An 11,773-nucleotide genomic window follows, 5' to 3' on the forward strand; every position below is an offset into this window, starting at 1 on the left:
TGCCCCGCGCTCGGGATCAGGCTCCGGGAGTGCCCACGGCGTCCAGGTCCTCACCGGTGGAGAGGTGGGCTCGTACGGTGACGCGCGGTTTGCGGGTGGCCGGGACGGCGAGGGTGCGGCCCTGCTCGGTGGCCTTCACGTCCCCACCGACCGAGAGACGGGTGACGGCCCGGCTGCCCGCGGCCAGCGCGTACCAGTGGCCGTCCGGGGACCGCCAGCCGCTCGCGGCCACGACATGCTGCCCGAACCGGCTGCACGCGGCGGTCGCGCGGGCCCGGGCGACCGTGCGGGCGGGTTCGGCGGGCGCGTACCGGCTCGTGCGGAAGGACACCGTCACGTCGCCCGAGCCGCGCCAGGTGTCGGCGCGGGCGCAGGTCCACACGGCGTGGCCGCCTCCGTCGGGCAGGTCCTGCTCGGCGAAGTCCCAGTTGTTGACGGCGCGTACGCCGGTGTCGCGCAGGGACGGCAGGGTGCAGGCCTGGTGGGCCCAGGCCAGCAGTGCCTGAGGGCCGGTGGCCTCGCGGGGCGCGCGGGCGGGCGGGGTGCCGTGTCCGGGCAGCGGGGTGTAGGTGAGGTGGACCGGCGAGAGGTCGCCCAGGGGGGCGAGCAGGAACGCGTGGTGCTCGGCGATGCGTTGCGAGGAGCGCAGTTGGAGGACCGGCCGGCTGTCGCAGCCGCCCGACGCGGGCATGGTCGGCACCGGGTCCGTGACGCCGTCCTTCGAGACGTGCAGGGCGCGGGCGAGGACATCGGGGTGCAGCAGGTCGCGGGTCTGCGCCTCGGCGACCCAGGGGGCCAGCAGGTAGCGGGCGGTGCCGCCGGCGGGCGTGAGGGTGACGGCCGCCGCCGTGGTGACGTCGGCGTCGTCGGCACGGGCGACGCTCAGCTCCGCGTCCCCCGCCCCGGAACGGCTCTCGCTGTAGCGGGCGAGGCGCTGTCCGTCGTAGAGGAGTACCACCGCACGGCCGCCGACGTCTCCGGCGTAGAGGAGTTGTGGCGCGGTGGACGGTGGGGTCGCGGTCGTGGCGGGGGCGAGGCCGATGCGGGACCTCGGGTGTGTCCACGCGGACAGGGCGCGGTCGAGGAGGCTCTGGTCGTGGGCGCGGGAGCCGCGGGCCGGCCAGGCGGTGAAGTCGACGCGTGAGGTGTTGTCCCACGTCCCGGCAGCCGTGCGCACCAGGTCGGCCGTGCTCGGGATGCTGCGGGCCGTCGGCACCTGGGGAGCGGCCCGGTGTGTGGTGCCGTCATCGGCCACGGCCAGGGTCACCACCGTGACCAGGCCGAGCGCCGCCGCTCCCAGGACCAGGCGGGCCCGCCTGGTGCGGCGCAGCAGGTCGGTGGGGCCTGCCTGGAGGGCGCAGGCGTCGAACTCGTCCGACGCGAGCAGCGCGGCGGGCGACCGGCGCGACTCCTCCTCGAGGACGCCCGCGGTGCGCAGGGCGGCGGACACGTCCGGCGCGTCCGCCGCCACCAGCAGGGCTCGGACGGTGTCGTCGGGAAGACCGTGGACGGTACGCAGCAGGAACGCGGCGCGGGCCGCGGCGGGGGCCGCGGACAGCCGTTGCGCCAGGGCGAGTTCGTCGACCCCGCCCGAACGCGGGAACAACCGCAGTCCCCAGACCAGCGGCAGCCGAGGGCGCAGGGCGCCGGGGTGGACCCATCCCTCCGGCCACATCCGCGGCCGTCTGCCGTAGGTCAGCGCGGCGCGCAGCACCGCCACCAGGAGACGGCGCTCGACGGTGTCCGCGCCGCGCGACTCCCCGCGCGGGGCGGGGACGGCGGGTGCGGTGCGTGCCGTGCGTGCCCGGCGCAGCGCGCGCTGGACCAGGGAGTGTGCCACGAGGACCCGCTGGTGCCTGCCCAGCGAGGCGGGGAGGACGAGGTGCGCCAGGCGGACCAGGTCGCCGTACTGCTCGACGAGGACGGATTCGGTCTGCCGAACCCGGGACCTGGCACCCCCGGCATCGGACCGGATCGGGTGAAGATGCATGGAACGGGACGCTTTCCTGTCGGGAAATGGCGTGCTGTCGTTGCGTCAAACGAGTGAATGCCGGACAGGTCACCGTCCCCGCCACGGAACGAGAAGCTCTGCCCTGACCGGTTTGGCCGACCGGGCGGCGCCGGGTCCTGCCGGGCTGCGTCGACGACCGGTCCGGTGATCGGGCAAAGTGATGCGGTGAGCGACGACGACACCACCGCACCGGCCGCGCAGGCCAGCACCGAGGACCGGCACGCCAGTTGGCTGGAACTCTTCTTCGACCTGGTCGCCGTGGCGGGCGTCGCACAGATCGCGCACCTGCTGCACGGTGTCCCGGACCTGTCCGACCTGGGTCTGTACGCGCTGCTGTTCCTGGCCTTCTGGACGGCCTGGATCTGCTTCACCCTCTACGCGAACGTGGCCTACGAGAGCACCCACGTCCGTACGGTGCTGGCCGCGATGTTCGGCATGGCCGTGATGGCGGCGGCGGTGTCGGGGGTCCACGAGGGGGACGACCAGCACGCGCGGGTGTTCGCTCTCGCCTACGTGGTGATCCGGGGTCTGGCGAACCGCGCCTGGCAGAACCGCCGGCAGATCCTCGTCGACTGGCCGGCCGCGCAGATGTCGCTCGGCGTGATCCCGTGGACCGTGTCCCTCTGGGCGCACGACCCGTTGCGCTACTGGCTCTGGGCGCTCGGTATCGCCCTCGATCTCTACGTCACGTTCGCGGTCTCCGCACGCGACATCATCGAGCACCAGGAGGCACGGGAACGCCGTGGCGAGCGACCCGCGCGCCGCGACTCCGCACCGGGCCCGTCGCTCGCGCGGTCGCAGACGGAGCACCTGAGCGAACGCCTCGGCCTCTTCGTCATCATCGTGCTCGGGGAGGGCGTCGCCCAGGTGGTCGGAGCCACGTCCCAGGAGAAGTGGGACACCCAGCTGTACATGCTCGCCGTCGCGGCGTTCTTCCTGCTGGTCACCCTGTGGGCGCTGTCCTTCCGGCACGGCTACGCGGGCGTGCCGCACCTCGCGGCAGGCGTGCTGCCGGCCCGTGCGGCGCTGCCCCTGCACTGCTTCGTGTCCGGCTGCCTCGCCGCGCTGGCCGCCGGGCTGGGAGCGGCGGCCGAGCACCTGGAGACGCTGCCGGACGCCACCCGGTGGCTGCTCTGCTCGGCGCTGGCCGGATACTTCCTGCTCAGCGGGCTCGCCTGGCTGGGCCGGGCCGGCCGGGAACGGCGGTGGCTGCTGTGTGTGGCCCTCCCCTGCTGCGTACTGCCCCTGCTGCTGGCGCTGTTCGGCGCGCACCTTCGCACCGTGGCCGTGGTCTGGCTGCTCGTCCTCGTCGCCCTGTGGCCGATCCGCTACGAACGACGATCGGCGAGAGAGCCGAAGCAGGCGGTGGCGAACGGGAGTTGAGCCAACGGGCCGAGTTGTACCGGGGGCATGGACTCGGGCAGGCTGACTTCCCCGTCGCCAGGAGAGGCGGGACGAACAGAAGGAGTCCCGGCATGATCCATTGGGTTCCTCTCCGTACCGGAGCACGGCCCGTCCCGTCGCCCGTGGCCACGCCGCTGGTCTGGGCCGCGGCCTCCGGCGGAGCGCTCGCGCTGGTGGCGCTGCTGAACGCCCTGGTCGGGCCGGGCCGGCCGTCGCCCGCCCTGGCCGCGCTGTCCCTGCTCTCCGTGCTGCTCGGCCTGTGCGCGCGCTTCGTGGCGGCTCCCGGCACGGCGGTCCTGTGCTGGCTCTTCCTCAACGGCTTCGCCGTCCCGCCCGCCGGCACGCTCACCTGGGCGGTGCACCGCGACGCGTTCTGGCTCGGCTGCCTGTGCACCGCCGCCCTGGCGGGCACGGCCCTGGGCCGCCTGCGCCACGCGCGCGCCGCCTACCGCCGGGTCACCGCGGACGTCGGCGGCCCGACGGAGACCGGATCATGAGCGGAGCGGCTGTACATCGGGCTGTACCATCCTCCGGCCGTCCGGGACGGCTTCCCTGGGCAGGCCACTCGGTCGGGTGACGCCGGACCGCGTCAGCGCTGCTCACCGAACCGAAAAGAGCTGTTTCCGGGCCTCGTGTCCGGATCCCTCCTATCGTGGAACCAGACAGTGACCCTCGGCGGCGAAGCGGGCAGGCCATGCAGGATCCGGATATCGACCATGCGGCGGTCTTCCGAGCCCTGCCCGGCATGGTGGCCCTGCTCACCCCCGAGCTGGTGTACATAGACGCCAACGAGGACTTCGAACGCCTGTCGGGACGTACCCGCGAGGAACTGATCGGCCGCTACATCTTCGACGTCTTCCCGGAGAACCCGGGCGATCCGGCAGCGGCCGGCATGCGCGAGACCCGGGAGTCGATGCTGCGCGCGGTGACCACCGGCGAGCGCGACACCATGGCCCTGCTCCGCTACGACATCGAGGACCCGGTGCGGCCCGGCCGGTGGGTGGAGCACTTCTGGAGCCCGGTCAACGCACCCGTGCTCGGCCCCGACGGCAAGGTGGCGCTGATCGTCCACCGGGTGGAGGAGGTCACCGAGTTCATCCGGGCATTCGGCGGCCGGGCCGACGACCGGCGGGCCCGGGTGCTGGAGGCCGAGCTGTACACCCGGGCCCGCGAGCTGCAGGAGGTCAACGAGCGGCTGCGCAAGGCGCACGCCCACGAGCGCGAGGTGGCCCTGACCCTTCAGGCAGCGATGCTGCCCCCGCCCCGGCCCGTCGGCCACCACCGGGCGGCCGTCCGCTACCGGCCCGCCCAGGACGCGCTGAACGTCTGCGGCGACTGGTACGACCTGGTCGACCTGCCCGACGGCGGGATGGCGGTCGCCGTCGGTGACGTCGTCGGGCACGGCCTGGCCGCCGCCTGTGCCATGGGTCAGCTGCGCAGCGCCCTGAGCGCGGCCTGCCGGGTCGCCGACGGGCCCGGCTCCGCCCTGGAGGCCCTCGGCCTGTACGCCCGTTTCGTCGAGGGAGCCGAGTCGGCCACCGCGGTGACGACGTTCATCGACTGGGACGACCACACCATCACCTACAGCTGCGCGGGGCACCCTCCCCCGGCGCTGCTCGACCCGGACGGCACGGTGACCTTCCTCGACCAGGCCACCGACCCGCCGCTGGGCGCCAGGCCCGAGCACCTCGGCCGGCCGGAGACGAGCGTCCCCTTCGCCAAGGGCGCCACCCTCGTGCTGTACACCGACGGACTGATCGAACGGCGCAGGGAGGACATCGACCACGGCCTGGCCCGCCTCGCCGACTCCCTCGCCCACCACCGGCACGCGGACCCCGAGCCCCTGGCCGACGCCCTCCTGGCCGACCTGCTGCCCGCCGAGGGCAACACCGACGACACGGCCCTGGTCGTCCTGCGTCTGTGACGGCGGACCCGCAAATCACGTTGTGGATCATGGGGTGCCGCCGTAGGGTCGCCGACATGTCGTCTCTACGTCTTCGCATGCGCCGCGCCCTCCCCGAAGCGATGCGCTCGGGTGACAAGGCCGCGGTGAGCGCCCTGCGCACGGCCCTCGCCGCGCTGGACAACGCCGAGGCGGTGTCCGTGGCGGGGGTCGAGCCGCGCGGCCTGGCCCTTGAGCAGTCGCCGGTGGGGGCCGGAGCGACCGAGGTGGCCCGTCGTGAGCTGAGTGAGCAGGACATGGCCGGGATCGTGCGGGCCGAGGCCGCCGAACGGCTGGACGCCGCAACGCAGTTGACCGCTCCCGCGCAGGCTCAGCGCGTCGCACGGCTCCGCGCCGAGGCCGACGTGCTGCTCCGCTTCCTCGACGGTCCTGGCGCCGCCTGACCCTCGCGGGTGGAGCGGAAACCCCGCGCCGAACGCTTCGGCGTCCTCCCCGGGTGACCTGAGCCGACGACGGCGCCGAGGCCGGATCCGGCCGAACGGAACGGGCCCGCCGACGCCGTCACCGGCCATGGTCGGACGGGTGAGGACGCCGGACGTCTTGACAACGATGTCGCACGGCGGCAGATTCCACCGGGCGCGAACGGGAACCGGCACACCTCCACCACAGGCCCACGTGGCCCCACTTCCAGGACGGAGCCGTCCGTGAGAAGACGATCGGCGTACCGCATCACCCGCCTGCCGCGAAGACGCGTCACGGTCCTCGCCCTCCTCAGCACCCTGGCCGCCCTGCTCGTGACCGGCACCGGAACCGGTGAGGCCTCAGCGCACGCGGCGGCCAACCACCGTGCCGCGGCGGTGACTTCGGGCAACGCACGCTTCCAGGTCCTGTCCCCGACCCTGATCCGCACGGAGTACGCGCAGGACGGGAAGTTCACCGACAGCGCGACGTTCAACGCGATCGGCCGCACCGCGTTCACCCCGCCCCCGTACACCTCGACCACGTCCAACGGCTGGCTGACCATCACCACCAGCGCGCTCACCCTCAAGTACCAGGTGAATTCGGGGCCGTTCGACGCCCAGAACCTCTCCGTGCACCTGTCGGCCGGCTCGGCCGCGGTCGACGCCGACCCGTGGCACCGGCTCACCTGCGGGCTGGGCGCCCTGTGCGAGGCCGAGCAACTCGCGCACGGCGGAGTCGGCGCCGCCTCCGACCACACCGGCTACACCGGGTCCGGGTTCCTCGCCGGCTTCGAGGGGACCGGCGACTCCGTGTCCGCCGACATCGACGTGGCCTCGGCGGGTACCTACACGTTCGACGCGCGCTACGCCAACTCCCTCGGGGGAGACGGCCAGAACACCGCCCGCACCCTCACCCTCTCGGTGGACGGCGGCGCGAACCGGACTCTCAGCCTGCCGACCACCGCCAACTGGAACACCTGGGCCGTCGCCGGCAGCTCCGTCCAACTCGGCGCCGGACAGCACACGTTGACGCTCACGAGAACCGCCACGGACTCCGGTGACATCAACCTCGACAGCGTCGCCCTGGTGAACCAGGGCAGCGGCTTCCCGGCCACCTCCGCCACCGCGATCACGAGTTGCGGATACGGCGTGAACTGCGAGGCCGAGGCCGATCGCGCCTCCGGCACCGCGGTCGTCGCCGGCGACCACACCGGCTACTCCGGCAGCGGCTTCCTCGCCGAACTCAACCAGGGCGCGGGCGTGTCGACCCACGTGGTGGGCGTCCCGGCCGACGGCACCTACGCGTTGCAGGTGCGCTACGCCAACGCCACCGGCGGCGACGGGAAGTACCAGACCCGTACGGCCACGGTGTCCTCCGGCGGCACCACGCGGACGCTCTCGCTGCCCGTCACCGGTGACTGGAACACCTGGACCACCGCTTCCGTCCCGGTCACCCTCAAGGCCGGGGCGAACGACATCGCCATCGGCTGCCCGGACGCAGCCAGTTGTCACGTCAACCTCGACACGGTCTCCGTCACGGCCTCCAACTCCCCGGCCCCGCAGCCCCACTTGGCGCTCGGCGGCTACCGCCGCAGCCTCGACGGCGTCAACGGTGACAACGGCGCGCCCACCACCACGCCCGGCCTGCTGTACAAGGACGGCTGGTACCTCCTCGACGACACCGCCTCCGCCCTCTACGACACCGGCACCCAAAAGGTCACCCAGCGCCCAGCGCGCGGCGGAGCGCCGTACCAGGACGGCTATGTCTTCGGCTACGGCCACGACTACCAGCGGGCCCTGACCGACCTGGCGACGCTCACCGGACCCCCGGAGCTGCTTCCGCAGTGGGCGTACGGCGTCTGGTACTCGGAGTACATCGACCGCACCGCCGCCGACTACGAGAACCGGATCCTGCCCGCGTTCCGCTCCGAGGGCGTGCCCCTCGACGTCCTCGTCACCGACACGGACTTCAAGTCGCCCAACACATGGAGCGGTTGGGAGATCGACACGTCCAAGTTCCCCGATCCGAAGGGGTTCTTCGACTGGGCCGCGTCCCAGGGACTGCACAACACGCTCAACATCCATCCGAGCATCCTGAGCAGCGACCCGCAGTTCGCGCAGGCCCAGGCGACCGCCAAGGGCAAGCTGCGCAAGGGGGGTTGCGCGTCGGCCGCGAGCAGCGGTGCCGGGGACTGCTACACCTTCGACTGGGGCGACCCCGACCAGCTCAAGGCGTACATGGACCTGCATCAGACCATGGACCAGCAGGGCAACGACTTCTGGTGGCTGGACTGGTGCTGCGACGACTCCCGGTCCTCGCTGCCCGGGGTGACCCCCGACGCGTGGATCAACCAGCAGTACGCGACGGACGCGGACAAGACCATCGGCCGCGGCTTCGCCGTCTCCCGCGCCTACGGTTCTCTCCAGGCGGGCGGCTACAGCGGCCAGCAGGGGCTGCCCACCGGGCCGTGGGCCGACAAGCGCACCACCGTCCACTTCACCGGTGACACCGCCTCCACCTGGGGCACCCTGAAGGCCGAGGTCGGCTACACGCCCGGCGAGGCCGCGGCTACCGGCATGTCGGCCATCAGCCATGACATCGGCGGCCACAACGACACGACGAACCTGACCGGTTCGGAGACCTACACCGCCGACGGCACGACGCACACCACGCGCAAGCTCCCCGACGACATGTACGCCCGGTGGGTCCAGCTCGGCACCTTCCAGCCCATCGACCGGCTGCACAGCAACCACAGCGACCGGCTGCCCTGGCAGTACGGCACGGCGGCGCGCGCCTCGGCCGACAAGTTCCTCAACCTCCGCGAGAACCTGGTGCCTTACACCTACTCGCTCGCCCAGCAGGCCAACAGCACCGGCGTCCCGGTCACCCGGCCGATGTACCTGCAGTACCCCGACGAGCCCCAGGCGTACGCCACTTCGGGCAGCGAGTACTTCTACGGACCCGACATGCTCGTCGCTCCCGTCACCACACCCGGCACCACGACGACGACCTCCGTGTGGTTCCCGCCGGGCAGCCAGTGGACCGACTACTTCACCGGCAGGACCTACGCGGGCGGCACCACCCAGAACATCACCAACGGCCTCGACACCATGCCGGTGTTCGTCCGAGCGGGTGCCGTCGTCCCGACCCGCACGGACGACGTCACCAGCGACGACAAGGCGCCGCTGACCAAGGTCACGCTCACCGTCGCCGCGGGCGCCTCCGGCTCCACCGGTCTCTACGAGGACGACGGCACCACCGGCACCGGGCACGGCCACAGCGCCGTCACGAAGATCCGGTACCGGGAGAGCGGCACCCACCGCACGGTGACGATCGCCCCGCCGACGGGAACCTTCCACGGCCAGATCCGAAACCGGCAGTGGACCGTCTCCCTCCTCGGCGTCACCGCCCCGAGCACCGTCCGGGTGGGCGGCTCGCGACTCCCCGCCCACGCCTACCACTTCGACAGCGCGACCCGCACCCTGACCGTCACGCTCCCGACGCGGAGCGCCCGCACGCCGATCACCGTGACCTGCGGCTGACCGACGCCCGCGGTCGTCCGCCGTCCACCCAGGCCTCGCACGGGCTGGGTGGACGGCGGCGGCCCTGCCGGTCAGCCGAAGCGTTTCACCCCTTCCGTCACAGGAAGCTTCGGATCGGATGGTGACTTATTTCGATCAGTTGCGACCGTTTTCGGTGAGGGGGTTTAGCCCCACGTGCGGGCCGTGCAGGATGGGACCGTGTTAGGCAACCTCCCCGTCATGACAACCAGCTTTGTCGGCCGTGAGAGCGAACTCGCCGCGGTCAAAACAGCCTTGACCAGGTATCGAACAGTCACCCTCACCGGCGGCGGCGGTGTCGGGAAGAGTCGTCTGGCGCTGCGCGCCGCGGAGGAGATCCGGGAGCGGTACCCCGACGGCGTCTGGTGGGTCGACCTGTCGAACCTCTACGACGACCGCCTCTTCACCGCCACGGTCTGCGACGCCGTGGATCTCCTGGACCACAATCCGCGCGCCCCGGTCGAGGCGCTGTGCGAGTGGCTGACCGGCCGGGACGTCCTGCTCGTGTTCGACTGCTGCGAGCGCGTGCTGTCCTCCTGCCGTCTCCTCATCGGCGAGATCCTCGCCGCCGCACCGAAACTGACGGTCCTCACCACCAGCAGACAGCCCCTCGGCGTCAGGGGTGAGCACCGCGTCGAGGTGTCCCCGCTCTCCACGGACGACGGCGACACGGGCCACGGCACCGCGGACGCCGTACGCCTGTTCCGTGAACGCTGCGCCACGGCCGCTCCGGGCGTGTCCCTCGACTCCCCCGGCTCCGCCGAGGTCGTCTCCGACATCTGCCACCGCCTCGAAGGGATCCCGCTCGCCGTCGAGCTCGCCTGCGCGCGCCTGCGGGACAACAGCCTCACGGAGATCGCCGAACGCCTCGGCTCCCGGCTCGACACACTCGTCGACGACACCGCGTGGCCCCGGCGCCACCGCGCGCTGCGCACGGCGATCGGCTGGAGCCACGAACTCTGCTCCCCCCTCGAACGCCTGCTGTGGGCGCGGCTGTCCGTCTTCCGCGGCCCCCTCGAAGCGGCCGACGCCCAGTCCGTCTGCGCGGGCGGCCCGCTCGACGCCGACGACATCCCGCCCCTCCTCGACCGGCTGGCGGACCAGTCCGTCCTGCAGCTGACGGGCACCCGCTACCGCATGCTCGACACACTCTGCGAGTACGGCGCCCTGTGGCTCGCGGAGCTGGGCGAGGAGGACGTCCTCGTCCGGCGCCACGCCGCGCACTTCGCGACCGTGCTGTCGGAGGCCGAGGCGGGCTGGCTCAGCGGCAGGCAGGTCTCCTGGTACGCCCGGATCTCGGCGATCCACAGCGACGTACGCGCCGCGCTCGACCACCTGATCGAGGCCGATCCCGAGGCGGCCGTCGAAATGGCCGGCCGCACGGGCCTGTTCTGGCCCTGCTGCGGGCACCTGCACGAGTCCCGCGACTATCTCGAACGCGCCCTCGCCCTCGGCACCCCGAGGGGACCGTCCCACACCCGCGCGCTCTGGGCCCTCGGTATCACGCTCACCCTCCAGGGCGACCACCACAGCGCCCTGCGCATCGGGGAGGAGTGCGCCGCGGCCGCCCACGCGGACGGCACCCCGCAGTCCGAACTCTTCGCCGCCCACACCCTCGGCCTCACCCACCTGATGGCCGGCCGCCCGCAGGCCGCGTACGACGTGTGCGACCACGCCCTGATCGCCCACGGCACCTCGCCGCCCGCGGGCGCGCCGCAGCTGTGCTGCATGGTCATCCGCGTCTTCGCGCACTCCGCGCTCGGCCGGCTGTCCGAGGCCTACGAGGCGGCCATAGCGCTGCGCCGCCTCAGCGTCCGGTACGGCGAGCACTGGGCCAGGTCGTACGCGTTCCATCAACTCGCGTTCATAGATCTGCTCCAGGGGCGCGCGAACGACGCCGAGCGGCACGCCCGGGCCATGCTCGCCTGCAAGCACGACCTCAACGACAACCTCGGCATCGCCCTCGCGCTCGATCTCCTCACCGGGGCGAACGCGGTCCAGGGCAACGGCATCGCCGCCGCGCGCACCTCCGGGACCGGAAACACGTTCTGGCGCATGCTCGGCCACCCGAACCACGGCACCCCGGAACTCTCCGAGGTGCGCGACGAATGGGAGCTGCGAGCCCGGAAGGCGGTCGGTGACGACGCCTACGAGAAGGCGTTCCGCAACGCCCTGAACCACGATGCCGAATACAGTCTCGCCCTCGTGATGCACGGCCCGCTCCCGTCCTGACCGCCGGCTCCCGGGCCGGGACGGGCGGCGGGCCGCCCGCCGCCTCCGGGAGCGCGACCACGGCACGCCGTGCGTCAACGTGACGCTCGGTGTTTCCGCCGTCAGGAGTCGCGAGGGTGTGCTCCGCGCGGACACTCCGCATGAAAGGGTACGTCATGGGTAAACGTCGGTTTGAGCCGAGCGACTTGGGGCACCCGTGAT

Annotated in this window: 7 protein-coding genes; 6 read left to right on the forward strand and 1 reads right to left on the reverse strand. The window is 72.4% G+C overall.

Features of this window, described 5'->3' with window-relative positions; all coding sequences use genetic code 11:
* Nucleotides 1-16 precede the first annotated feature (16 nt).
* On the reverse strand, nucleotides 17-1,990 hold the full coding sequence (locus ACIPTO_RS17100; protein WP_401192727.1) for a hypothetical protein: 1,974 nt from the start codon (nucleotides 1,988-1,990) through the stop codon (nucleotides 17-19).
* Between the two features lie 186 nt (nucleotides 1,991-2,176).
* On the opposite strand from ACIPTO_RS17100, the gene ACIPTO_RS17105 reads away from it, so the two are divergent.
* From ACIPTO_RS17105 to ACIPTO_RS17130, 6 genes are all read left to right on the forward strand, one after another.
* On the forward strand, nucleotides 2,177-3,394 hold the full coding sequence (locus ACIPTO_RS17105) for a low temperature requirement protein A (RefSeq protein WP_401192730.1): 1,218 nt from the start codon (nucleotides 2,177-2,179) through the stop codon (nucleotides 3,392-3,394).
* Nucleotides 3,395-3,486: 92 nt separating this feature from the next.
* A complete protein-coding gene (locus ACIPTO_RS17110) occupies nucleotides 3,487-3,912 on the forward strand; it encodes a hypothetical protein (RefSeq protein WP_366317972.1) in 426 nt (141 codons plus the stop codon).
* Nucleotides 3,913-4,109: 197 nt separating this feature from the next.
* A complete protein-coding gene (locus ACIPTO_RS17115; RefSeq protein ID WP_401192732.1) occupies nucleotides 4,110-5,339 on the forward strand; it encodes a PP2C family protein-serine/threonine phosphatase in 1,230 nt (409 codons plus the stop codon).
* Nucleotides 5,340-5,440: 101 nt separating this feature from the next.
* Nucleotides 5,441-5,761, forward strand: a complete 321-nt coding sequence (locus ACIPTO_RS17120; RefSeq protein WP_401193640.1) for a hypothetical protein — start codon at nucleotides 5,441-5,443, stop codon at nucleotides 5,759-5,761.
* A gap of 345 nt (nucleotides 5,762-6,106) precedes the next feature.
* Nucleotides 6,107-9,322 (forward strand): TIM-barrel domain-containing protein, encoded by a 3,216-nt coding sequence (locus ACIPTO_RS17125; RefSeq protein ID WP_401193642.1) that lies wholly within the window; start codon nucleotides 6,107-6,109, stop codon nucleotides 9,320-9,322.
* Between the two features lie 219 nt (nucleotides 9,323-9,541).
* A complete protein-coding gene (locus tag ACIPTO_RS17130) occupies nucleotides 9,542-11,572 on the forward strand; it encodes an ATP-binding protein (protein ID WP_401192734.1) in 2,031 nt (676 codons plus the stop codon).
* Nucleotides 11,573-11,773: the final 201 nt, after the last annotated feature.

This window comes from Streptomyces sp. NPDC090083, assembly GCF_044747445.1.
GTDB lineage: Bacteria > Actinomycetota > Actinomycetes > Streptomycetales > Streptomycetaceae > Streptomyces.

Bases quoted from the DNA above. Each gene is read 5' to 3' on its own strand.
- ACIPTO_RS17115 (WP_401192732.1), top strand. From the start codon at position 4,110: ATGCAGGATCCGGATATCGACCATGCGGCGGTCTTCCGAGCCCTGCCC.
- ACIPTO_RS17100 (WP_401192727.1), bottom strand. From the start codon at position 1,990: ATGCATCTTCACCCGATCCGGTCCGATGCCGGGGGTGCCAGGTCCCGG.
- ACIPTO_RS17120 (WP_401193640.1), top strand. From the start codon at position 5,441: ATGCGCTCGGGTGACAAGGCCGCGGTGAGCGCCCTGCGCACGGCCCTC.
- ACIPTO_RS17110 (WP_366317972.1), top strand. From the start codon at position 3,487: ATGATCCATTGGGTTCCTCTCCGTACCGGAGCACGGCCCGTCCCGTCG.
- ACIPTO_RS17130 (WP_401192734.1), top strand. From the start codon at position 9,542: ATGACAACCAGCTTTGTCGGCCGTGAGAGCGAACTCGCCGCGGTCAAA.